The following is a 22,998-nucleotide window of genomic DNA, read 5'->3' as shown; positions in this document are numbered from 1 at the left end:
GGGGCGCTACTCGCCGAAGCCGCGCCACCGTCCGTCGGAGCCCGTCTCGGTCGGGCTCTGCGGACGGATGGGCCGCCGCGGGTGCGGCGGCGCGGCGCGGCGCGGCGAACCCTCCGGGGGGTCGTACGGGCCCTGCCCGAGCCGGTCCTGCCCGAGCGGCGAACGCGGCGGCGGCACCTGCGGCTGCGCCCGCCCGACCTCGGCCGCATCGGCGAACTGCGGCCCGCCGAGCACGGGCCCGCCGATGGACGAGGTCCCGAACGGGTCGGCGGAGGCGGACGCCTCGGCCGACCTCGCGCGGGACGGGTCGTCCGGCTCCTCCGGGATCGGCCGGTGCCGCGGGAACTGCAGGACGGCGATCGCGCCCAGCGCCAGCGCGCCGAGCCGCATCGCGGAGTGCGCCGCGTCCTGCGGCCACGGTTCCCCGTAGAGGAAGGTCCCCATGGTCAGCAGGTAGGTCTTGGCGGCGACCGTCATCACGGTGGCCACGATCGACACCCGGCACCGCTGGAACGCCATGACCATGATCCCGAACCCGATGGCCGCCGCCAGGACGGTCAGGTACGGCCAGGCCGTCGCGGCGATCTGCGGGCTGGACGCGTGCGCGTCGTCGCTCCACCCCTTGATCGCGAGCTCCGCGGTGCCCACCGGAAACCCGGAGCTCAGCCCGTAGGCGATCCCGGTGATCGGGCGGGCGTGCCGGCCGTCCGGCCGGTGGTCGCCGAGGACGAGGATCAGCATCGGCACCGCGACCGCCGGCGCGACCACCACCGCGATCTTCCACAGCGGCGCGTCCGCCGAGCTGATCGGCTCGCTCCCGCTGAGCGACCCGGTCAGCAGCAGGATCGCCGCGCCGATCAGCAGCAGGCTGAGCCACTCGCGCCCGGTCAGCCGCTCGCCGAAGAAGACCAGCGCGATGAGCAGCAGCGGGACGACGCCGGACATGAAGATCGGGACGGCGGTGGACAGCGGCAGGTTCCGCAGCGCGATGATCTGCAGCGTGAGCCCGCCGAGCACGAACCCGAGCGCGATGAGGAAGATCCAGTTGCTCACGATCGACCAGATCATGTGCGGGATGCGGTTGCCCCGTACAGGCGGCATCCGGTCCGCCGCCAGTTTGAAGACGGCGAACCCGAGGTAGTAGAGACCGGTCGCACTGAAGGCCGCGGCTATCCCGTTCATCCCGGACGAGTATGGGGGCTGGGATCCCTTATGTCACTGCCTGTGCGGCACCGTTGACGCGATTCGCCGGTCTTGTAGGCGTCCGATGTCCGCAGCCGGGGCCGCGACCCCATAGACTTGGCGCGCGAAGGCGCGGAGCCGTATCTCGGCGTGCCCGCGCCGCTGAGAGACTGACCGGCCGATGAGCACCGGCGCAGCCCGCTGCGCGCAGGCCGAGGGGCTCGCAGGCAGAAGAGGAAGAGCACGCGTCGAACGCCGCGGCCGAGACAGCGCCCGATCAAGGAGACCGACCCCAGTGAAGACCGATGTCGAGGAGCTGACCCCCACGCGGGTCAAGCTCACCGTCGAGGTTCCGTTCGACGAGCTCAAGCCGAACCTCGACAAGGCGTACAAGGAGATCTCCCAGCAGGTGCGGATCAAGGGCTTCCGGCCCGGCAAGGTCCCCGCCCCGCTGATCGACAAGTACGTCGGCCGGGGTGCGGTCCTGCAGGAGGCGGTCAACGACGCGCTTCCGGAACTGTACGGCCGCGCCGTCGAGGAGACCGAGATCTTCGTGCTCGGGCAGCCCGACGTCGAGGTGACCGAGCTGGAGGACGGCACCCAGTTCGCGTTCACCGCCGAGGTCGACATCCGGCCGAAGTTCGAGGTGCCCGACTACGACGGCCTGGAGGTCGTCGTGGACGACGCCGAGGTCACCGACGAGCAGGTCGAGGAGACCATCGGCAACCTGCGCGAGCGGTTCGCGTCCCTCACCGGCGCCGAGCGCGCCGCCGAGGAGGGCGACTTCGCCACCATCGACATGGCCGCGAAGATCGACGGCGAGGAGGTCGAGGACGCCTCCACCACCGGCTACTCCTACGAGGTCGGCAGCGGGTCGTCCGTCGAGGGCCTGGACGACGCCATCATCGGCCTGGCCGCGGGCGAGGAGACGACGTTCACCGGCACCCTGCCCGGCGGCGAGCGCGCCGGCGAGGAGGCCGAGATCACCGTCACCGTGCAGAGCGTCAAGGTGAAGAACCTGCCCGACCTGGACGACGAGTTCGCCCAGCTCGCCAGCGAGTTCGACACGATCGAGGAGCTGCGCGAGGACGTCCGGACCCGGCTCGGCCGGCAGGTCAAGGTGCAGCAGCTGTCGGACGCGCGCGACAAGGCCCTCGAGGCGCTGCTGGAGAAGGTCGACATCCCGCTGCCCGACAAGGTCGTGGAGGAGGAGGTCGGCCGCCGCAACCAGCAGCTGGAGCAGCAGCTGCAGATGGCCGGCATGTCCAAGGAGGACTACCTCAAGGAAGAGGAGAAGACCGCCGAGGAGTTCGACGCCGAGGTCGCCGACGCCGCCCGGCTCGCGGTCAAGGGCGGGTTCGTCCTCGACCAGCTCGCCGTCCAGGAGGAGCTGGGCGTCGAGAACGAGGAGCTCAGCGAGTACGTCGTCACGCAGGCGATGCAGATGGGCGTCCAGCCGCAGCAGCTCGCCGAGTACCTCACGCAGAACAACCAGCTTCCGGCGATCGTGTCGGAGGTCCTGCGCAGCAAGGCGCTGAACCTCGTCGTCGAGCACGTCACCGTCAAGGACGAGTCCGGCAACGAGATCGACGTCGACGCCCTCCAGCGCGAGCTGAACGGCGAGACCGCCCAGGCCGAGGACGCCCAGGCCGAGGACGCCCAGGCCGAGGACGCCGAGAGCGCCGAGGACGCCGAGAGCGCCGAGGACGCGGCTCCGGCGGAGACGGCCGAGGCCGCTGCTGAGGACTCCGCTGAGGACGCCCCGGCCGCCGAGGCGAAGGACGAGCAGGACGCGAAGGACAAGGACGCCTGAGACGTCCTCCCGCGCACCGGGCCGCCCCGCATCCGTTCCCACGGGTGCGGGGCGTCCGTTTTGGGTGCGGTGTACCGGGTGTCGCGCGGGCGAAGATCGTCCGGAACGCGAGGGTCGGCCGGGCCGCCCGGGGTACGCCCCTGGCGAAAAGCCGGGTCCCCCGGCTTAACCGGGCCCCGCCGCGCGTTAATGTCCAATCATCCGAACCGAGTAAAAGGACCGGAGGAACACCCGGTGAGCATGCCTCCGACTTTCGACGAGTCGTCGCGGATCCAGGCGCGGGTGGCCGAGGCGCCCCTGCTGCCTCTCGGCGACCAGCTGTTCCAGCGGCTGCTGCGCGAACGCATCGTCTTCCTCGGCCAGCAGGTCGACGACGACATCGCCAACCGCATCTGCGCCGAGCTCCTGCTGCTGTCGGCCGAGGACGGCCGCCGCGACATCACGCTCTACATCAACTCGCCAGGCGGCTCCGTCACCGCCGGCATGGCGATCTACGACATCATGCAGTACGTCCCCAACGACATCGTCACGGTCGGGATGGGCCTGGCCGCGTCGATGGGCCAGTTCCTGCTCTGCGCGGGAACCCGGGGCAAGCGGTACGCCCTGCCGCACGCGCGGATCATGATGCACCAGCCGTCCGGCGGCATCGGCGGCACGGCCTCCGACATCAAGATCCAGGCCGAGCAGATGCTGTACGTCAAGAAGACGCTCGCCGAGAAGATCGCCGAGCACACCGGCCAGCACCTCGACCAGATCGAGCGCGACTCCGACCGCGACCGCTGGTTCACCGCCGACGAGGCCAAGGACTACGGGTTCGTGGACCACGTGGTGCTCAGTGCCACCCAGGTGCCCTCCGAGGGCACCGTCTCTTGACGATCGACACTCATCGGAGGCACATCATGAGCGACCTCATCCGACCCGGCTTCAGCGATATGGCCCGGCCCGGCGTGCAGGCGGGCGGCGGCCCGACGCCGGTCGACAACCGCTACATCATTCCGTCGTTCGTCGAGCGCACCACGTACGGGGTCAAGGAGATGAACCCGTACAACAAGCTGTTCGAGGAGCGCATCATCTTCCTCGGCGTGCAGATCGACGACGCGTCCGCCAACGACGTGATGGCCCAGCTGATCACGCTGGAGTCGATCGACCCCGACCGCGACATCAGCATCTACATCAACTCGCCCGGCGGCTCGTTCACCGCCATGACGGCGATCTACGACACGATGCAGTTCGTCAAGCCGGACATCCAGACGGTGTGCATCGGCCAGGCCGCGTCCGCGGCCGCGGTCCTGCTCGCCGCCGGGACGCCGGGCAAGCGGGCGGCACTGCCCAACTCGCGGATCCTGATCCACCAGCCCGCGACCGAGGGCACCTACGGACAGTCCAGCGACATCGAGATCCAGGCGCGCGAGATCATGCGCATCCGCGAGCTGCTGGAGAGCATCCTGGCCGAGCACAGCGGCCGGAGCATCGACCAGGTCCGCCGCGACATCGAGCGCGACAAGATCCTCACGGCGGACGAGGCGAAGGACTACGGTCTCATCGACGACGTCTTCGCCAGCAGGAAGCGTAAGGCCGAGGTAGTGTCGTCCTGAGACGGCACGAGGACGAGGGAGTCCCCCAGCCCGGTCGTCACACTTCCGGGCGAGGGGCTTTCCAAGTCCGCTGGAGGCGGTAACGTCGAACCAACGTCGTGAGCCTTCGGGACGCAACCAGCTGCGCCGCATTCTCCAAGGCGGACGGCCCCACGAAAAGGAGACGGTTGGGTGGCACGCATCGGCGACGGTGGTGACCTGCTCAAGTGCTCGTTCTGCGGGAAGAGCCAGAAGCAGGTCAAGAAGCTCATCGCGGGTCCGGGCGTGTACATCTGCGACGAGTGCATCGATCTCTGCAACGAGATCATCGAGGAGGAGCTCTCCGAGACCTCCGACCTCAAGTGGGACAACCTGCCCAAGCCGCGGGAGATCTACGAGTTCCTCGACTCCTACGTCATCGGGCAGGAGACGGCGAAGAAGGCCCTGTCGGTCGCCGTCTACAACCACTACAAGCGGATCCAGTCGGGTGACACCGGCCGGGACGACCCGGTCGAGCTGGGCAAGTCCAACATCCTGCTGCTCGGCCCCACCGGATCCGGCAAGACGCTGCTCGCGCAGACGCTCGCGAAACTCCTCAACGTCCCGTTCGCTATCGCGGACGCCACGGCGCTGACGGAGGCGGGCTACGTCGGGGAGGACGTCGAGAACATCCTCCTCAAGCTGATCCAGGCGGCCGACTACGACGTCAAGAAGGCCGAGACCGGAATCATCTACATCGACGAGGTCGACAAGATCGCCCGCAAGAGCGAGAACCCGTCGATCACGCGCGACGTCTCCGGGGAGGGCGTCCAGCAGGCCCTGCTGAAGATCCTGGAGGGCACCACCGCGAGCGTCCCGCCGCAGGGCGGCCGCAAGCACCCGCACCAGGAGTTCATCCAGATCGACACCACCAACGTGCTGTTCATCTGCGGCGGCGCGTTCGCCGGCCTGGAGAAGATCGTCGAGTCCCGGGTCGGCAAGCAGGGCATGGGCTTCGGCGCGCAGATCCGCTCCAAGTCCGACTTCGAGGAGTCGTCGGCGGTGCTCGGCGACGTGATGCCGGAGGACCTGCTCAAGTTCGGGATGATTCCGGAGTTCATCGGCCGGCTGCCGGTGATCACCTCGGTGCACAACCTGGACCGCGAGGCCCTCATCAACATCCTCACCGAGCCGAAGAACGCGCTGGTCCGCCAGTACCACCGCCTCTTCGAACTCGACGGGGTCGACCTGGAGTTCACCGACGACGCCCTGGAGGCCATCGCCGACCAGGCCATCCTCCGCGGCACCGGCGCCCGCGGCCTCCGCGCGATCATGGAGGAGGTGCTCCTGTCGGTGATGTACGAGGTGCCGAGCCGCCAGGACGTCGCCCGCGTCGTCATCACCCGCGAGGCCGTCCTGGAGCACGTCAACCCGACTCTCGTCCCCCGCGACCGCCCCAAGCGCGAGCCGCGGGAGAAGAGCGCGTGATCGGGGCGTGATCGGGGAGGTGTGTCCGCGGAAAGCGCGGACCTGAGCCCCGATCACCTGTTAGCCCAGGGGGGCGACCCACTGGAGCCCCCGATGTGGGGGCTTCGCCCCCACGCCCCTGCGCCCCCGGTCGCTCGGCCGGGGGCGTTCTCGTGCGGCCGGTCAGCGGGTGGTGGACTCGCCCAGGCCGGCCTCGCGGGCGAGGACGATGGCCTGGGCGCGGTCGGCGACGTGCAGCTTCATGAAGATGTTCGAGACGTGGTTGCGGACGGTCTTCTGGCTGAGGAAGAGCGTCGCGGCGATCTCGGCGTTGCTGCGGCCCTGCGCGATCAGTTCGAGGACCTCCCGTTCCCGCTCGGTGAGCTGCGGGAACGCGGCCTGCCTCGGGTCGGGCATGTCGGTGAAGTAGGTGAGGACGCGGCGCGCGATCTCCGGGCCGTAGATGGCCTCGCCCGCCGCGACCGCCCTGACCGCGCGGGCGATCTCCTCCGCGCCGGACTCCTTCAGCAGGTAGCCGCGGGCGCCGGCGCGCATCGCCGCGAAGACGGAGTCGTCGTCGCGGAACATCGTCAGCACCAGCACGCCGATGCGCGGGCTGGTGCGGGTGATGGTGCGGGTCGCCTCGATGCCGTTGCCGCCGGGCATGTGCAGGTCCATCACGACGACGTCGGGCTGTAGGTCGGCCGCGAGCTTCACCGCGTCCGGCCCGTTCTCGGCCTCGCCCACCACGTCCACCCCGAGCGCCTGCAGCAGCCCCTTCAGCCCCTGCCGGAACACCGGGTGGTCATCGGTGATGAGGACCCGGATGGTCTCCGTCATCTCCGTCCGCCCTCTCCGGTCGAGGGACGATGATACCCGGCGGCGGTCTCCGCGGCGGCGAGCGGGAGCCGGACGGCGACCACGGTCCCGCCGCCGTTGCGGGACGAGAACACGCAGCTTCCGCCGACCTCGGCGGCCCACTCCTTCATCGAGGCCATGCCGCGGCGCGGCCGCTGCTGCCCGCCGTTGCGGGCGGACTCGGGCAGTCCCGGCCCGGTGTCGGCGACCATCAGGTGCAGCGCGTCGTCGCGGCTGAGCCGGACCGTCGCGGTGCTCTCCGGCGCGTGCAGCCGGATGTTCGTCAGGGCCTCCTGCGCGATCCGGTACGCCGCGACCTCCACCGCCGCCGGCAGCCCCGCCGGCTCCCCGTCGAACCGGACGTCGACGCGCTCGCAGCAGCCCTCGGCGAACGACTCGATGGCCGCGACGAGGCCGAGGTCGTCCAGCGCGGGGGGTCGCAGCCCGTGGGCGAGGTCGCGGATCTCGCCCACGGCGGTCGCCAGCCGGTTCCGGACGTCGGCGAGGAGCGGGTCCGTCCGCTCCGGCTCGCAGGCGAGGGTGATGCGGGCGGCGTCCAGCGACATCGCGAGGCTCGCCAGCGTCGGGCCGAGACCGTCGTGCAGGTCGTTGCGCAGCTGCCGCCGCTCCTCCTCGCGGCTGGCGAGGATCCGCTCGCGGGAGCGCTGCAGGTCGGAGGTGAGGCGGCGGAGGTGGGGGAGGGTCGCGGCGCGTGCCGCCACGGCCCCCGCGGTGAACGCGCCGGCCAGCACGGCGGCGCGTGCCAGTACCGCTCGCATCCCGTCCCTCTCCCTCTGCCCCGGCCTGGCGGTCGTCGCCCATCACCCTTGCCGGTGGGGCGACCCGGTGTCAGGTGACCTGTGTCCCGACCGCAGCGGGAAAACGCTCTCTGGGGCCGTCCGGGCGGCCTGCGCCCGCCACTCCTCCGGTCCCCGTAGAATCGTCAGCCGTGACACAGCCCAGCACTGAGCGCGGCCGGGAGGCCGCCGCGGACGTCGACCTGCCCACCCAGTACCGACCGGCCGATGTCGAGGGCCGGCTCTACGAGCGGTGGGTATCGGAGGGGCTGTTCACCGCCGACCCCGAGCGCGCCCCCGGCCGTCCCGCGTTCTCGATCGTGATCCCGCCGCCGAACGTCACCGGCTCGCTGCACATGGGGCACGCCCTCGACCACTCCATCCAGGACACCCTCGTCCGGCGGCGCCGCATGCAGGGGCACGAGACCGCGTGGGTGCCCGGCATGGACCACGCGGGAATCGCGACCCAGAACGTGGTGGAGCGCGAGCTGGCGAAGGAGGGCCTGTCGCGGCACGACCTCGGGCGCGAGGCGTTCGTCGAGCGGGTGTGGCAGTGGAAGGCCGAGTCCGGCGGCCGGATCCTCGGCCAGATGCGCCGCCTCGGCGACAGCGTCGACTGGACGCGCGAGGCGTTCACGATGGACGACGACCGGGCCCGCGCCGTCCGGACGATCTTCAAGCGGCTGTTCGACGACGGGCTGATCTACCGCGCCGAGCGCATCATCAACTGGTGCCCGCGCTGCCTGACCGCGCTGTCGGACATCGAGGTCGAGCACGAGGAGGTCGACGGCGAGCTGGTCTCGATCCGGTACGGCTCCGGCGAGGACGAGATCGTCGTCGCGACCACCCGGGCGGAGACGATGCTCGGCGACACCGCCGTGGCCGTCCACCCGGACGACGAGCGCTACGCCCGCGTCGTCGGGCGTGAGATCGAGCTTCCGCTGACCGGCCGCCGCATCCCGGTCGTCGCCGACGAGCACGTCGACCCGGCGTTCGGCACCGGCGCGGTGAAGGTGACCCCGGCGCACGACCCGAACGACTTCGAGATCGGGCGGCGGCACGACCTGCCCTCCCTGTCGGTCATGGACGAGCGCGGCGTCGTCACCGCGCCCGGCCCCTTCGAGGGGCTCGACCGGTTCGAGGCGCGCCCGGCGGTCGTCGCGGCGCTGCGCGAGCAGGGCCGGATCGTCGCGGAGGTCCGCCCCTACAAGCACTCGGTCGGGCACTGCCAGCGCTGCTCCACGGTCGTCGAGCCGCGGGTGTCGCTCCAGTGGTTCGTGAAGGTCGAGTCGCTCGCGCGGGCCGCGGGCGACGCCGTCCGCGACGGCCGCGTGACGATCCACCCGCCGGAGATGGCGGCCCGCTACTTCGAGTGGGTCGACAACATGCACGACTGGTGCATCAGCCGGCAGCTGTGGTGGGGGCACCGCATCCCGGTCTGGTACGGGCCGGACGGCGAGGTCGTCTGCCCCGGGCCGGAGGAGGAGCCGCCCGCCGGATGGACGCAGGACACCGACGTCCTCGACACGTGGTTCTCCTCCGCGCTGTGGCCGTTCTCCACGCTCGGCTGGCCGGACGAGACGCCCGACCTGAAGCGGTTCTACCCGACGTCCGTGCTGGTCACGGGCTACGACATCCTGTTCTTCTGGGTCGCCCGGATGATGATGTTCGGGCTCTACGCGATGGACGGCGTCCAGCCGTTCGACACCATCGCCCTGCACGGGATGGTCCGCGACCAGTACGGCAAGAAGATGTCCAAGTCGTTCGGGAACGTCATCGACCCGCTCGACTGGATCGACCGCTACGGCGCCGACGCGACCCGCTTCACCCTGCTGCGCGGCGCGAACCCGGGCGGTGACGTCCCGGTCGCCGAGGACTGGGCCCAGGGGTCGCGCAACTTCTGCAACAAGCTGTGGAACGCGACCCGGTTCGCGCTGATCAACGGCGCGCACGTCCGCGGCGAGGTGCCGGCCGAGGTGTCCACCGTGGACGCGTGGATCCTGTCCCGGCTCCAGGCCGTCGTCGCCGAGGTGGACGGGCACCTGGAGGCCTACGACTTCGCCAAGGCGTGCGAGGCGCTCTACCACTTCGCGTGGGACGAGGTCTGCGACTGGTACGTCGAGCTGGCGAAGGTGCAGCTCGCCGACGACCGGGCCGGGACGACCCAGCGCGTCCTGGGCGAGGTGTTCGACAACCTGCTGCGCCTGCTGCACCCGGTCGTCCCGTTCGTCACCGAGGAGCTGTGGACGTCCCTCACCGGCGGTGAGACGGTCGTCACCGCGCCCTGGCCCGCCGCCGAGAGGGGCCGGGCGGACGGCGCCGCCGAAGAGCTGGTCGGCTCGCTGCAGCGGATGGTGACCGAGGTGCGGCGGTTCCGGGCCGACCAGGGGCTCAAGCCCGGCCAGCGGGTCGCCGCGCGCGTCGAGTGGAACGGCTCGGCCCTGCAGGACCACGAGGACGGCATCCGGGCGCTGCTGCGGCTCACCGAGCCTGGCGAGGAGTTCTCCTCGACGGCGTCCCTGCCGGTCGAGGACGTCAAGGTGCACCTCGACACCGCGGGCGCGATCGACGTCGCCGCCGAGCGCAAGCGGCTGGAGAAGGACCTCGCCGCCGCCCGCAAGGAGGTCGACCAGGCGCGCCGCAAGCTCGGGAACGAGGCGTTCATGGCGAAGGCGCCGGAGGCGGTCGTGGCGAAGAACCGGGAGCGGCTCGCCCAGGCGGAGGCGGACATCGGCCGGCTGGAGGCGCAGCTTGCCGGGCTCCCGGCGGTCCGGTCCTGACAGCGGTGCCGCCGACCGGGCGATCTTTCGGCGCGGCGGGCGCCGCCGCGGTTACCATCCGGTTGGGCCCAGAGGCCTTTGGCGGTACGTGAACCATCGGGAGTGCAATGGCCGAGTCACCAGGTCGGTCCGGCACGCCGGACTCCCCGTCCGGCGATGACCTCGACGGCGCGCAGGTCGTCGCGGACGGGGACGCCTCGGAGGCCGCCGCCGAGCCCCTGCGCGGCCTGCGCCCGTGGTGGTCGGTGGACTACGGCGACGGGACGGGCCCGCACGGGCCGGTCAACGGCACCGGGCCGCAGATGCTGCCCGCACCGCGGGACGGGTCGGGCCCGTTCCCGGTCCTCGGCGGCGGCACGGGCCCGCAGTTGATGCCCGGCCCGACGAACGGCTCGGGCGCGCATCCGGTCGTCCGCACCGGCCCGCAGGGCGTGCTTCAGGACGGGTCCGGCGCGCACCCGGTGATCCCGGCCGGGACCGGCCCGCTGCCTCCGGTGACCGGCGCGCCGCCCGCCCGGCGCAAGCGCCCGCCGAAGCTCCTGCTGCTCGCGGGCGCCGTCCTGGTCACGGTCGTGATGCTGGCCGCGGGCGTGCTGGCGGTCCGGACGGTCGGCGGCGCCGCCAAGGACGCCCGCACGACGGCCGCTCCCGCGTCCAAGAAGGTGATCAACGCGGGCGCGGTGGCCGGCGGGCTGCGCCGGGACGGCCTGACCGCGCCGCAGGCGAGCGCCGCCTACCCGTTCGTCGCGGGCGCCGCCGACGCGGGCGGCGTCCCGGTCGCCAAGAACGGTCTCGCGGTCTACACCGAGGTGCCGGTGGGCCGGCTCAACGTGCTGTTCGCGGGCGGGACGGGCCAGGTCGGTAACCCTGCGGACTTCCTGCAGAAGGCACAGCCGACGACGTTCATCGCGGGCCAGGACGCCGACCCGGGTTCGGAGGGCGGCAAGGCGGTCTGCGGCCAGTTCGCCGTCCTCGCCGACACCCACACGTACTGCGCGTGGGCGACCAAGGACTCCTTCGGCATCGTCGCCTCCAACCTCGCCACGCTGAACCCGCAGTTCCCGCTGATGGCCGACGTGATGCGCCGGATCAGGAAGGACGTCGAGAAGTCGAAGTGACGTAGAGGCGCTCGGTGCCCGCGTCCACCACGTCCAGGACGAATCCCGTGAAGTAGGCCGTGCCGAGGACCAGCACTCGGTGCCCGAGCGTCGCGAGCGACTCCGGCGTGATGGCGTGCGCGTCGACGACGTCCCACCGGTCCGGCAGGGGGCGGGTGAAGCGGAGGTGCGGCAGCGGCAGCCGCACGAACGTCACGGGCAGCGCGCCCAGCTCGGCGATGGCCCCGTCCAGGTCCTTGTGGTCGGGGAGGCAGACGACGGCGTGGTCGATCGCGTCCCAGGCCTCCCGCGCGGCGCCGAGCGCTGCGGCGATCCCGGCCCGGTCGACGGCGGAGTCGACGAGCAGCCGCGTCGCCGACCCGGGGACGTCGTGCCGGGACAGGCGTCCCGGCAGGGTCACGGAGGACAGCACCTCCCGCAGGTCCGCGGCCGGTGGATCGGCGGTTCCGGGAAGGCGGCGCGCGGCCACGACGCCGAGCTCCGCCGCCGCGCGTCCGAGACCGGGAGGCAGGAGTTCGGCGGGGACGCCCGCGGTGCCGGGTTCGACGACCTCCGCTCCGGCGAGGACGCGGGCGACCTCGGCGGACTGCGGCGCCGACACGACACGCGTCGAAGGACCGGCCACGCCGAGCTTCTCCGCGGCGATCTCCGGCACCGTGTCGCCGAGGACCCCGGCGTGCTCGCGGAAGATCGGTGTGATGGCGGCGACGTCCGGCGGGAACAGGGCGACCTCGTCGGAGCGTCCGCCCATCCCGGCCTCAAGGACGATCGCGTCCGCGCGGCTCCGCGCCGCGTGCAGGACGCCGGCGAGCGTGAACAGGCCGGACGGCGACAGGTAGCCGTCGGACGGCGGGGGGAGTTCGGCGACGGCCCGGTCGAGCGCGTCCCCGAGAACGGCGAGTTCCTCGCCGGAGACCGCCCTCCCGTCGACCCTGATCCGCTCGCGGTCGCTGCGCAGAGCGGGGCTCGTGACGGTGCACACGCGAAGACCGGCGGCCCCGAGAAAGGCCGACGCGTAAGTCGCCGCCGTTCCCTTTCCCTTGGAACCGACGACGGTCAGGACGGGAACGCCCGGTTCGAGGAGGCCGAGCAGGCCGGCGAGCGCGCGGGCCCGCCCGAGGTCGCGGGTCTCGCCCGGAGCGCGCCGGTCCCACTCCCGGTAGAACACGTCCATGCCTCCAGTGTGGGGCCGGGGCTCGGGTGCGGGGCCGGGCGGGGGCACGGGTCCCGCCGAGTAGGCTCTGTGACCGTGAGTCAGGTAACCGAGCCGTCCGACTACAGGGCCACCGTAGGCGCGATCATGGGACGCGGCGTCGAGTGGGAGATCGACCCGAGCCTCGACCGGATCCGCGATCTGGTGGACGTCCTGGGGGAGCCGCACCGCGCGTATCCGGTGATCCACATCGCCGGGACGAACGGCAAGTCCAGCACCGCCCGGCTCGTCGAGGCGCTGCTGCGCGAGCGCGGGCTGCGCACCGGGCTCTACACCAGCCCCGAGATGACGACGCTGCGGGAGCGCATCGCGATCGACGGCGAGCCCGTCTCCGAGGAGCGGTTCGTCGAGACGTTCAACGACGTCCTGCCCTACCTCCAGCTGATCGACGACAAGCACCCGGCGCGGCTGTCGTTCTTCGAGGTCCTCACGGCGATGGCGTTCGCGGCGTTCGCGGACGCGCCGGTCGACGTCGCGGTGGTCGAGGCCGGCATGGGCGGCGTGTGGGACGCGACGAACGTCGCGGACGGCGCGGTCGCTGTGATCACCCCGATCGGGCTGGACCACACCCGCTATCTGGGCGACACGCTGGAGGAGATCGCCGGGGAGAAGGCGGGGATCATCAAGCCGGGATCGGTCGCGGTGCTGGCGCAGCAGCCGGTCGAGGCGGCCGAGGTGCTGCTGCGGCGGGTCGTGGAGACCGGCGCCGCGGTGGCGCGCGAGGGCGTGGAGTACGGCGTGCTCGGCCGGGACGTCGCGGTCGGCGGCCAGCAGCTCAGCCTGCGGGGCCTGCACGGCGTCTACGACGAGATCTTCCTGCCGCTGTTCGGCGAGCACCAGGCGAGCAACGCGGCCACGGCGCTCGCCGCCGTGGAGGCGTTCGCGAGCGGCGCGCCGACGCGGGGGGAGCCCAACCTGGAGGCCGCGACCCGGATCGCGCCCGGGGAGACCTACATCGGCGGCGACGAGGGCCAGCTGGACCCGGCGCTGGTGCGCAGCGGCTTCGCCAAGTCGGCCTCGCCGGGACGGCTGGAGGTCGCGCGGACGGGCCCGACCGTCCTGCTGGACTCGGCGCACAACCCGGCCGGGATGGCGGCGACCGTCGCCACGGTCACCGAGTCGTTCGGCTTCACCCGGCTCGCCGGGGTGCTCGCGATCAGCGCCGACAAGGACGTCGCGGGCGTCCTCGACCAGCTCGAACCCGTCCTGGCGGAGCTGGTGGTCACCCGCAACTCCTCGCCGCGCTCGATGCCGCCCGAGGAGCTGGCCGAGCTCGCCGAGAGCATCTTCGGCCCCGAGCGCGTCCATGTCGCCGAGCGCCTGGACGACGCGATCGACCGGGCGATCGGGCTCGCCGAGGAGACCGGCGAGTACCAGGGCGCCGGCGTGCTGATCACCGGCTCGGTGGTCACGGCGGGCGACGCCCGGATCCTGCTGCGCGTCGAGGAAGGCCGGTGACGACCATGCGGACGGGGACGGCCCCGAACCCGGCGCGGCGGCTGCTCGCCACGGTGCTGGCCTGCGAGGCCATCGTGATCGCGCTGGCGATCCCGGTGGCGGTGACGGTGCTGGACGTGGACGGCGCGACCGCCGGCGGCGTGTGCGGCGGGCTGGCCGTCGTCTGCGTGGTGATGGCCGGGCTGCTGCGGTTCCCGTGGGCGGTTCCGGTGGGCACCGTCCTGCAGGTGCTGGTCATCGCGACCGGGTTCATGGTGCCGGCCATGTTCTTCCTCGGTGTCGTGTTCGGGGCGCTCTGGGCGACGGCCATTTGGCTGGGACGCAAGGTGGGCAGCGCGCAGCCGCGCTAAGTTCGCGGGGAGGCAGCATTCCGTCCGCCCCGCGAATTTCATTTATCGCTTATTTCGGACATCTTTCTCTTATGGGAAATGCGCGTGTGGCGGATGACGTCCGAAGGAGCAATCCGTGTCCTCCCACCCACGCGCGAACGCGTCAAGCGCCCCGGCCGCCGGCCACCCCGCCGAGGAAGCCGTCGAGGAAGCCGCCGAGGGGGCCGCGCGGCGCCGGTTCGCGGCGCTCGGCACGCTGCTGCTCACGCTCACCGCCCTCCCGGCCGCCGTCCTCGTGGTGCCCGACGCGTCGGTCAACGTCGTCCCCGCCGCCGCGCACGCGCTCGGCCTGGGACGCGGCGACGTCCCCGCGCTGCTGCGCGCCACCGGCCTCTCGCTGCCCGCGCTGGTCGCCGCGGTGCCGCTCGGCGCCATCGCCGCGCGCAGGCTTCCCGCGTGGGCCGTCCTCGTCGCGGGCCTGGTCGTCCTGCTGGCCGGGCTGTGGGCCGTCCGGTTCGCCCACTCGGTGGCCCTCGCCGGGACGATCCGCGCCGTCCAGGGCGCGGGGGCCGGGATCGTCCTGCCCGCCTCGCTCGTCCTCGTGTGGGAGCGGCGGAGCCGGACCCTGGCCGCGGTCTGGGCGGGCCTCCTCGCGGGCGCGCTCGTCCTCGCGATGCCGCTGGCGCTGGGCGCCGTCCCCCCGCAGGGCGGCGGCATGGCGCGCGACTGGCGCGTCGCGCTCGCCCCCTTACCGCTGCTCGCGGCGGCCGCCGCCGGAGCCGCCGTCGCCTACCCGCTCCTGCGCGGGCGCGGCCCGTGGAGGCTGCCCCCGTCGAAGCGCGCCGAGCGCGGCCGGCTCCTCCTCGCGTCCGTCCCGGTGACCGGTTCGGCGTATCTCGGCGTCGTCGCCGCGCATGGCTGGTCGCCCGGCGCGCGGCTTCTCGTCGCCGGGCTCGCGCTGCCCGCCCTGGTCGGCCTCGCCCTCGCCGGCGGGCGGGAGGCCGGGGCGGCCGACCCGTCCGGCTGCGCGGTCGTCATGATCGCCGTCGGCCTGCTCTGCCAGCCGGTCGCGGGCCCGCTGGCCGGGCTCGCCGGGGCCGGTCTCCACCTCGACGGCGCCGCGGGCCGGCCGCCGCTGCCGTTCGCCGCGGCGGCCTGCGCCGCGTTCGCCGGGGCGCTCGCCGCCATCCGTACGGGCCGCGGCGCCGTCCCCGCCGGATGCCTCCTGATGTCGGCCGCCCCGCTGACCGGCCTCGCCGCCGGGACCCGGGACGGCTGGACGCTGCTCGCCGCGCTCGTCCTCCTCGGCGCGGGGGCCGGCCTGGCCCTGGCCGCCTCGCTGCGGGACGCGGACGCCGGCGGCGCGCTGTTCGGCCTGGCGCTGTGCTTTCCCGCGGTGCTGGCCGGGCAGCTGGCCGTCCTGTCGCTGCAGGCCGCACGGCTCCAGCGGCTGCGGCCCGCGACCGAGGCCCAGCGGCTGGACGCGCTGCTGGAGGGCTATCGCGTCTGGCTGGTCGTCGCCGGGGTCGCCGCCGCGCTGCTCGCCGGGGTCGCCGCCCGCCTCCGCGGCCGGCGCGCGGAGAACGCCCGCCCGGCCGCCGTGCAACTCTCCGGGAATGCGGCTCCCGGCCCGCGGGCCGGGTAGTATTCGCGCGCTCAGCCAATCCGTAATTCGCGAGGAGAAACACCCGTGTCCGAGCGCACTCTTGTCCTGGTCAAGCCCGACGGCGTCCGCCGCGGTGTCATCGGGGAGGTCATCTCCCGGATCGAGCGCAAGGGCCTGACGCTCGTCGCGCTGGAACTGCGCACGCTCGCCCGCGAGACCGCCGAAGCCCACTACGAGGAGCACTCCAGCAAGCCCTTCTTCGGCGAGCTGGTCGAGTTCATCACCGGCGGCCCGCTCGTCGCCATGGTCGTCGAGGGCCCGCGCGCCATCGAGGCGTTCCGCGCCCTGGCCGGCGCCACCGACCCGGTCAGCGCCACGCCCGGCACCATCCGCGGCGACTTCGCCCTGGAGATCGGCGAGAACATCGTGCACGGCTCCGACTCCACCTACTCCGCCGAGCGCGAGATCAAGCTCTTCTTCCCCGAGCTGGGCTGAGCTGACCCAGGGGCGACCCCCTGGAACCCCCGTTGCGACGCAGGCGATCCTCACGCCGCCGTTGCGCTTCCTGTGCCTGTGCGGTGTGCGTGGCGTCGCTGTGGTCGCCTGCGTCGACGGGTATGCGCCCTCCGCTCGCCGAATCGCTCCGGGCGCCTGCCCGGGAATGGTGGCCGGGGTTCGAACTCCGGCCGTCCGGTGCGTGACGGGGCTGGGAGGGCGAGCCCGCGTGGTTTCTTTTATGGAAAACCGGGCTGGTCAGGGAGCGTTTTTTTCGCGACGCGCGGCGCGGGGGTGACTGCCCGCGGGCGGGGGTGCACGTTACGATGGACACGCCGCTATACACGCCCGTCAATCATGAAGGGCTCCCTTTCTTCATGGGTAACAAGCTGTCGTTTCTTGGCCGTGACATGGCGGTCGATCTAGGTACCGCCAACACCCTGGTGTACGTACGCGGGCGTGGCATCGTCCTCAACGAACCCTCCGTCGTGGCGATCAATAGAAACACCGGGAGGATCGTCGCGGTCGGCATCGAGGCGAAGCGGATGATCGGCCGAACGCCCGGCAACATCGTCGCGGTCCGCCCGCTGAAGGACGGCGTCATCGCCGACTTCGACGTCACCGAGCGGATGCTGCGCTACTTCATCCAGAAGGTGCACAAGCGCCGGCACTTCGCCAAGCCGCGGATCGTGGTGGCGGTGCCGAGCGGGATCACCGGGGTGGAGCAGCGCGCGGTGAAGGAGGCCGGCTACCAGGCCGGCGCCCGCCGGGTCTACATCATCGAGGAGCCGATGGCCGCCGCGATCGGCGCCGGCCTGCCCGTCTACGAGCCGACCGGCAACATGGTGGTCGACATCGGCGGCGGCACCACCGAGGTCGCGATCATCTCGCTCGGCGGCATCGTCACCAGCCAGTCGGTCCGCGTCGGCGGCGACGAGCTCGACCAGGCCGTCATCTCGTTCTCCAAGAAGGAGTACTCCCTGATGCTCGGGGAACGTACCGCCGAGGAGATCAAGATGGCGATCGGGTCGGCCTATCCCGGCGGCGAGGAGGAGCCGCACGCCGAGATCCGGGGCCGCGACCTCGTGAGCGGGCTGCCGAAGACCGTGGTGATCTCCGCCGAGGAGGTCCGGCGGGCCATCGAGGAGCCGGTCAACGCCGTGGTGGACGCGGTGAAGACCACCCTCGACAAGTGCCCGCCCGAGCTCTCCGGCGACATCATGGATCGCGGGATAGCACTGACCGGCGGCGGCGCGCTGCTGAAGAACCTCGACGAGCGGCTCCGCGAGGAGACCGGGATGCCCATCCACCTGGTGGACAACCCGCTCGACTCGGTGGTGCTCGGCACCGGCAAGTGCGTCGAGGACTTCGAATCGCTCCGGCAGGTGCTCGTGCCGGAGAAGCGGCACTAACCCCGGCTGACCAAGGAAACCGGAGGTCGGTGGGTGAAGGACACCCGGCGCACCCGCGTGGTCCTCGGCGCGCTGCTGGTCGTGGCGCTCACGATGATCACCGTTGACTACCGCGGCGGGGCGGACTCCCCGCTGCGCGGCCTGCGCGGCGTCGGCGCGACGGTGTTCGGGCCGGTGGAGCGGGCGTCGGCGTCCGTCGTCCGGCCGGTGAGCGACACCTTCGACGCGATCACCGACGCGCCCGGCGAGCGGCGCCGCGCCGACCGGCTGGAACGGCAGAACCAGAGGCTGCGCGAGCAGCTGCGCTCCACCCGGCTCGACCAGGACCGCTCCGCGCAGCTCCAGCGGCTGCTCGGCACCGCCGGGATGGGCGGCTACAAGATCCGCGCCGCGCAGGTGATCTCCGCCGGGCAGGGCTTCGAGGACACCGTCACCATCGACGTCGGCAGCCGCAACGGCATCAAGCCCGACATGACCGTGATGAGCGCCGACGGGCTCGTCGGCCGCGTCACCCGGGTCGGGCCCGCGACGTCCACCGTCCTGCTGGCCACCGACCAGACGTCCTCGATCGGCTCCCGCCTGGAGGACTCCAAGGAGATCGGGATCACCCAGGGCCGCGGGCGCCGCGGCCTCGGCGGGGGCGGCGAGACGCCGCTGCGGTTCCAGCTCCTGGACGCCGCCGCGCCGATCCGCGTCGGCCAGCGGATCGTCACGCTCGGATCGCAGGGCCAGCGGCCGTACGTCCCGGGCGTCCCGATCGGCGTGGTCGAGCGGATCGAGAAGGCCACCGGCGGGCTGACCCGCACCGCCTACGTGCGGCCGTTCGTCCGGTTCACCAGCCTGGACGTCGTCGCCGTCGTGGTCGCGCCGCCGAAGACCGATCCGCGGGACGCGGTGCTGCCGCCCAAGCCCCCGCCGCCACCGACGCCCTCGGCGAGCCCGAGCCCGTCGGCGAGCGGCAGCCCGAGGGCGCGGCCGAGCGGCACGAGCAGCCCGTCCACGAATCCGAGCCCGGAGGACTGACGTGCTGAACCCACCCGAGCCGTCGCCGGCCGGCCGCACCGCGGTGACCGCGATGGTGATCGCCGTGACGCTGATCCTGCAGGTGTCGGTGGCCAACCGGCTGCCGCTGCCCGGCGGCGTCCAGCCCGACCTCGTGCTGCTCGCCGTCGTGGCGCTGGCGCTGGTCGCGGGGTCGATGACCGGCATGGTCACCGGGTTCCTCGCGGGCCTCGCGGCCGACATCATCCCGCCCGCCGACCACACCCTCGGCCGCTACGCGCTCGTCTACTGCCTCATCGGGTACCTGTGCGGCGCCGCGTCCGCCGAGATGGACCGCCAGTCCGCGGTGCCGTTCTTCGCCGTCGCCGCGGGGGCGCTCGCCGGGACCGTCCTGTACGCCGGGACGGGGATGATCCTCGGCGACCCGCGCGCCGAGTGGGCCACGGTGTCCAGCATGGTGCCGCTCCAGGTGCTCTACGACGTCATCGCCAGCCCGTTCGTCGTGTGGGCGGTGCTGCGCGTCACCAGACGGTACGAGCGCGGCGAACGGTCCCGGGGGGACCGCCTCTCGGTGCCCGTCGCCCGCTACCGCGCGATGTCGGAGCGGGGCGGGAACCTGTGAACCCGCGCACCCACTTCCGGCTCGTCGTCCTGTACGTGCTCGTCGCGGCGCTGCTGCTCGTCCTCGTCGGGCGGATGTGGGCGCTGCAGGTCCTGGAGGGCGAGAAGTACCGGGGGATCGCCGCCCAGAACCGCATGCGCGACATCGTCGTCCCCGCCACCCGCGGCATGATCCTCGACGACCGGGGCAAGCCGCTCGTCCGCAACCGCAGCGCGCTCGTCGTGTCGGTCGACCGCACCACGCTCTCGCGGCGCAAGGACGGCGGCGAGGCCGTGCTGAAACGGCTCGCGGGCGTCCTCGGGACGAGCTACGACGAGATCTCCAAGCGGATCCGGCTGTGCGGGCCGGGGATCAAGCGGCCCTGCTGGCCCGGGTCGCCGTACCAGCCGATCCCGGTCGAGGACCACGTCGACCCCAAGCGCGCCCTCCAGATCATGGAGCGGCAGGAGGACTTCCCCGGCATCACCGCGCAGGTCCAGGCCGTCCGGGAGTACCCGGAGCCGGACGGCGCGAGCGCCGCGCAGGCCCTCGGCTACCTCCAGCCCGTGACGCAGGAGGAGCTCGACAAGCGCAAGGGCCTCAAGGTCACCGGCTACAGCGGCGTCGACCTGGTGGGACGGGCCGGACTGGAGGCGCAGTACGACGCGGCGCTGCGCGGCGAGCCGGGCTTCCGCAGGGTCCTCGTCGACAGCCAGGGACGCGTCACCGGCACCGCCGAGGAGCAGGCGCCGATGGCCGGCTACAACCTCGTCACCAGCATCGACGCCGGGGTGCAGGGCGCGGCGGAGAAGGCCCTCAAGCACGCGATCGACGGGGCGCGCAAGGCGGGCCGCCCCGCCGACGCCGGCGCCGCGGTCGTGATGGACGTGCAGACCGGCAAGATGATCGCGATGGCGAGCTTCCCGACCTACGACCCGAGCATCTGGACCGGCGGCATCTCCCAGGAGGAGTACGACGCGCTGCTCGGCAAGAAGAAGGGCGAGCCGCTCATCTCCCGCGTCACCCAGGGGCAGTTCGCCCCCGGCTCCACCTTCAAGATCTCTTCGGTGTCCGCCGCGGTGAAGGACGGCAACAGCCTGAACGGCACCTACCCCTGCCCGGGCTCCTACAACGTCGGCAACCGCGCGTTCCGCAACTTCGAGGGCCAGTCGCTCGGCCCGATGTCGCTGCACACGGCGCTCGTCAAGTCCTGCGACACGATCTTCTACCGCTTCGCCTACCAGGAGTGGCAGCGCGACGGCGGGATGAAGCCGAAGAAGAACCCGTCCGACCCGATGGTGAAGATGGCCCGCGAGTACGGGTTCGGGTCGCGCACCGGCATCGACCTCCCGAGCGAGAGCGAGGGCCGCATCCCGGACCGGGGGTGGAAGAAGGATTTCTGGGAGACCACCAAGGCCGCCAACTGCAAGGGCGCCAAGGAGGGCTACCCGAACGTCGCCAAGACCGACCCGGCCCGCGCCGCCTATCTGAAGGCGGTCGCGACGGAGAACTGCACCGAGGGGTACGTGTGGCGGCCCGGTGACGCGGCGAACTTCTCGGTCGGTCAGGGCGACGTCCTGGTCACGCCGCTGCAGCTCGTCCGCGCCTACGCGGCGCTGGCGAACGGCGGCGAGCTGCTCGCCCCGCGGCTCGGCGTCGCGGTCGTGCGCGCGGACGGGACGGTCGTGCGCCGGATCGAGGCCCCGCCGCCGGAGAAGCTGCCCGTCGAGGCGCGGACGCTGAAGTACATCCGCAAGGCCCTCGCGGACGTGCCGAAGAGCGGTACCGCGGCCGGCGCGTTCTCCGGGTTCGACTTCAAGCGCGTCGACGTGGGCGGCAAGACCGGCACCGCGGAGGTGTACGGCAAGCAGGACACCTCCTGGTTCGCCTCCTTCGGCCCGGTGAAGAAGCCGCGGTTCGCGGTGGTGGCGATGGTCTCCCAGGGCGGGCAGGGCGCGCAGACGGCGGGCCCGGCCGTGCGGGAGATCTGGGAGGCCATGTACGGGACGAAGGACAGGAAGCCGCTGCTCGACGACGGCAAGCTTCCGTCCGAGCTGCCGAAGATGCCCGGCGAGGGGGCCGCCCCGTGATCACGGGCTCGAAGGCGGGGACCGTCGAGGGGTACGGCGGCCGCCGGACGTGGCGGAGCCATCTGGCCGGACTGCGGCGGCTCGACATGCCGCTGCTGCTGGCGGTGGTGGCGCTGTCGGTGGTGGGCGCGCTGCTGGTGCGGTCGGCCACCTTCCAGCTGCTGACCGAGCAGGGCAAGGACCCGGAGGGGTTCCTCAAGCGGCACATCCTCAACCTGGTCATCGGGTTCGTGCTCGGCGGCGTGGTCACCCTGCTGGACTACCGGCTCCTGCGCGCCTACGTCCCGATCCTCTACGGGGTCGCGTGCGTCGGGCTGGTCGCCGTGCTCACTCCGCTCGGCGACACGATCAACGGCTCGCACTCGTGGATCGTGCTCGGCGGCGGGTTCCAGGTGCAGCCGTCGGAGTTCGCGAAGGTCGGGCTCGTGGTGCTGCTGGCGATGATCCTCGGCGAGCCGCGGGACGGGGAGATCGGTCCCGGCCGGCGCGACGTGCTGCTCGCGCTCGTCCTCGCCGGAGTGCCGGCCGTGCTGATCATGCTGCAGCCGGACCTCGGCACAACACTGGTGTTCATCGCGGTGGTGCTCGGCATGCTGGCCATCTCCGGCGCGCAGAAGCGCTGGCTGTTCGGCCTCGTCGGCGGCGGCGCCGCCGCGGGCGCGGCGGTGTGGTTCTTCGGGCTGCTGAAGGACTACCAGATCGACCGGTTCACCGCGTTCATGAACCCCGAGGCCGACCCGCGCGGCGCCGGCTACAACGCCCAGCAGGCGCGGATCGCGATCGGCTCGGGCGGCGCGTTCGGCAAGGGCCTGTTCAACGGCGAGCAGACCGGCGGCCACTTCGTCCCCGAGCAGCAGACCGACTTCATCTTCACGGTGGCGGGGGAGGAGCTCGGGTTCGTCGGCGCCGCCGTGATCGTCGCGCTGCTCGGTGTGGTGATGTGGCGGGGCCTGCGCATCGCCACCCAGGCCGCCGACCTGTTCGGCACGCTCGTCGCGACCGGGGCGGTGTGCTGGCTGGGGTTCCAGACGTTCGAGAACGTCGGCATGACGATCGGGATCATGCCGATCACCGGGCTGCCGCTGCCGTTCGTGTCCTACGGCGGCTCCGCCACCTTCGCGAACATGATCGCCTTCGGCCTGCTGCAGGCCGTTCACGTGCGCCGTCGGCCGTTCGATTAGCGCGTTCGATCAGGGGGCGGGTACGGCGTAGGCTGGACGTTCA

At 72.2% G+C, this 22,998-nt stretch carries 19 protein-coding genes; 15 read left to right on the top strand and 4 right to left on the bottom strand.

The window, feature by feature from the left end:
* Positions 1-6 precede the first annotated feature (6 nt).
* A complete protein-coding gene (locus K8Z49_RS15155) occupies positions 7-1,182 on the bottom strand; it encodes a hypothetical protein (protein WP_412519291.1) in 1,176 nt (391 codons plus the stop codon).
* 295 nt (positions 1,183-1,477) lie between these two features.
* Here K8Z49_RS15155 and tig point away from each other — a divergent pair, with 295 nt between their 5' ends.
* The 4 genes from tig to clpX all read left to right on the top strand — a co-directional run bounded on the left by tig (position 1,478) and on the right by clpX (position 6,036).
* Positions 1,478-2,995, top strand: a complete 1,518-nt coding sequence (gene tig / locus K8Z49_RS15150; protein ID WP_412519290.1) for a trigger factor — start codon at positions 1,478-1,480, stop codon at positions 2,993-2,995.
* A 240-nt stretch (positions 2,996-3,235) separates the two neighbouring features.
* On the top strand, positions 3,236-3,868 hold the full coding sequence (locus K8Z49_RS15145) for a ClpP family protease (RefSeq protein WP_021597021.1): 633 nt from the start codon (positions 3,236-3,238) through the stop codon (positions 3,866-3,868).
* Between the two features lie 59 nt (positions 3,869-3,927).
* Positions 3,928-4,590 carry an ATP-dependent Clp protease proteolytic subunit gene (locus tag K8Z49_RS15140; protein WP_024935656.1) on the top strand — a complete coding sequence of 221 codons (663 nt, stop codon included), beginning with the start codon at positions 3,928-3,930 and terminating at the stop codon, positions 4,588-4,590.
* 171 nt (positions 4,591-4,761) lie between these two features.
* Positions 4,762-6,036 carry an ATP-dependent Clp protease ATP-binding subunit ClpX gene (gene clpX, locus K8Z49_RS15135; protein ID WP_021597019.1) on the top strand — a complete coding sequence of 425 codons (1,275 nt, stop codon included), beginning with the start codon at positions 4,762-4,764 and terminating at the stop codon, positions 6,034-6,036.
* 162 nt (positions 6,037-6,198) lie between these two features.
* Here clpX and K8Z49_RS15130 read toward each other — a convergent pair whose 3' ends face one another.
* Both K8Z49_RS15130 and K8Z49_RS15125 read right to left on the bottom strand, forming a co-directional pair.
* A complete protein-coding gene (locus K8Z49_RS15130; RefSeq protein ID WP_021597018.1) occupies positions 6,199-6,855 on the bottom strand; it encodes a response regulator in 657 nt (218 codons plus the stop codon).
* Positions 6,852-7,652 carry a sensor histidine kinase gene (locus K8Z49_RS15125; RefSeq protein WP_021597017.1) on the bottom strand — a complete coding sequence of 267 codons (801 nt, stop codon included), beginning with the start codon at positions 7,650-7,652 and terminating at the stop codon, positions 6,852-6,854. The genes K8Z49_RS15130 and K8Z49_RS15125 overlap by 4 nt, the downstream gene beginning before the upstream one ends.
* Positions 7,653-7,822: 170 nt before the next feature.
* Between K8Z49_RS15125 and K8Z49_RS15120 the strand changes: the two genes are divergently transcribed.
* Both K8Z49_RS15120 and K8Z49_RS15115 read left to right on the top strand, forming a co-directional pair.
* Positions 7,823-10,450 (top strand): valine--tRNA ligase, encoded by a 2,628-nt coding sequence (locus K8Z49_RS15120; protein ID WP_412519287.1) that lies wholly within the window; start codon positions 7,823-7,825, stop codon positions 10,448-10,450.
* 107 nt (positions 10,451-10,557) lie between these two features.
* Positions 10,558-11,568, top strand: a complete 1,011-nt coding sequence (locus K8Z49_RS15115; RefSeq protein ID WP_412519285.1) for a hypothetical protein — start codon at positions 10,558-10,560, stop codon at positions 11,566-11,568.
* Here the strand turns inward: K8Z49_RS15115 and K8Z49_RS15110 are convergent.
* On the bottom strand, positions 11,540-12,742 hold the full coding sequence (locus tag K8Z49_RS15110; protein WP_412519283.1) for a hypothetical protein: 1,203 nt from the start codon (positions 12,740-12,742) through the stop codon (positions 11,540-11,542). The two genes, K8Z49_RS15115 and K8Z49_RS15110, sit on opposite strands and share 29 nt — an antisense overlap.
* Before the next feature lie 126 nt (positions 12,743-12,868).
* Between K8Z49_RS15110 and K8Z49_RS15105 the strand changes: the two genes are divergently transcribed.
* The 9 genes from K8Z49_RS15105 to rodA all read left to right on the top strand — a co-directional run bounded on the left by K8Z49_RS15105 (position 12,869) and on the right by rodA (position 22,955).
* Positions 12,869-14,239, top strand: a complete 1,371-nt coding sequence (locus K8Z49_RS15105; RefSeq protein ID WP_075022690.1) for a bifunctional folylpolyglutamate synthase/dihydrofolate synthase — start codon at positions 12,869-12,871, stop codon at positions 14,237-14,239.
* Between the two features lie 5 nt (positions 14,240-14,244).
* Positions 14,245-14,589, top strand: a complete 345-nt coding sequence (locus tag K8Z49_RS15100) for a DUF4233 domain-containing protein (protein WP_033332377.1) — start codon at positions 14,245-14,247, stop codon at positions 14,587-14,589.
* A 115-nt stretch (positions 14,590-14,704) separates the two neighbouring features.
* Complete coding sequence (locus tag K8Z49_RS15095; protein WP_412519281.1) at positions 14,705-16,213, top strand: hypothetical protein; 1,509 nt, start codon at positions 14,705-14,707, stop codon at positions 16,211-16,213.
* Between the two features lie 45 nt (positions 16,214-16,258).
* Entirely contained in the window at positions 16,259-16,669 is a 411-nt protein-coding gene (gene ndk, locus K8Z49_RS15090) for a nucleoside-diphosphate kinase (protein ID WP_021598063.1), read from the top strand.
* 377 nt (positions 16,670-17,046) lie between these two features.
* On the top strand, positions 17,047-18,081 hold the full coding sequence (locus K8Z49_RS15085; RefSeq protein ID WP_024935654.1) for a rod shape-determining protein: 1,035 nt from the start codon (positions 17,047-17,049) through the stop codon (positions 18,079-18,081).
* A gap of 33 nt (positions 18,082-18,114) precedes the next feature.
* Entirely contained in the window at positions 18,115-19,104 is a 990-nt protein-coding gene (mreC, locus tag K8Z49_RS15080) for a rod shape-determining protein MreC (protein WP_021598066.1), read from the top strand.
* Position 19,105: 1 nt separating this feature from the next.
* Positions 19,106-19,705, top strand: coding sequence for a rod shape-determining protein MreD (gene mreD, locus K8Z49_RS15075; protein ID WP_021598068.1), 600 nt, complete (start codon positions 19,106-19,108; stop codon positions 19,703-19,705).
* A complete protein-coding gene (mrdA, locus tag K8Z49_RS15070) occupies positions 19,702-21,774 on the top strand; it encodes a penicillin-binding protein 2 (RefSeq protein WP_021598069.1) in 2,073 nt (690 codons plus the stop codon). The genes mreD and mrdA overlap by 4 nt, the downstream gene beginning before the upstream one ends.
* Positions 21,774-22,955 carry a rod shape-determining protein RodA gene (gene rodA, locus K8Z49_RS15065; RefSeq protein WP_024935653.1) on the top strand — a complete coding sequence of 394 codons (1,182 nt, stop codon included), beginning with the start codon at positions 21,774-21,776 and terminating at the stop codon, positions 22,953-22,955. The genes mrdA and rodA overlap by 1 nt, the downstream gene beginning before the upstream one ends.
* Positions 22,956-22,998 lie beyond the last annotated feature (43 nt).

The sequence above is a fragment of the Actinomadura madurae genome (genome assembly GCF_047130825.1).
Taxonomy (GTDB): Bacteria; Actinomycetota; Actinomycetes; order Streptosporangiales; family Streptosporangiaceae; genus Spirillospora; species Spirillospora madurae.
Note: the sequence above shows the minus strand (reverse complement) of the source record. Positions and strands in the feature narration are given on the sequence as shown.

Coding starts and splice junctions, on each gene's coding strand:
- K8Z49_RS15155 (WP_412519291.1), bottom strand. CDS start 1,182: ATGAACGGGATAGCCGCGGCCTTCAGTGCGACCGGTCTCTACTACCTC.
- K8Z49_RS15145 (WP_021597021.1), top strand. CDS start 3,236: ATGCCTCCGACTTTCGACGAGTCGTCGCGGATCCAGGCGCGGGTGGCC.
- K8Z49_RS15140 (WP_024935656.1), top strand. CDS start 3,928: ATGGCCCGGCCCGGCGTGCAGGCGGGCGGCGGCCCGACGCCGGTCGAC.
- K8Z49_RS15130 (WP_021597018.1), bottom strand. CDS start 6,855: ATGACGGAGACCATCCGGGTCCTCATCACCGATGACCACCCGGTGTTC.
- K8Z49_RS15125 (WP_021597017.1), bottom strand. CDS start 7,652: ATGCGAGCGGTACTGGCACGCGCCGCCGTGCTGGCCGGCGCGTTCACC.
- K8Z49_RS15115 (WP_412519285.1), top strand. CDS start 10,558: ATGGCCGAGTCACCAGGTCGGTCCGGCACGCCGGACTCCCCGTCCGGC.
- K8Z49_RS15110 (WP_412519283.1), bottom strand. CDS start 12,742: ATGGACGTGTTCTACCGGGAGTGGGACCGGCGCGCTCCGGGCGAGACC.
- K8Z49_RS15105 (WP_075022690.1), top strand. CDS start 12,869: ATGGGACGCGGCGTCGAGTGGGAGATCGACCCGAGCCTCGACCGGATC.
- K8Z49_RS15100 (WP_033332377.1), top strand. CDS start 14,245: ATGCGGACGGGGACGGCCCCGAACCCGGCGCGGCGGCTGCTCGCCACG.
- K8Z49_RS15085 (WP_024935654.1), top strand. CDS start 17,047: ATGGGTAACAAGCTGTCGTTTCTTGGCCGTGACATGGCGGTCGATCTA.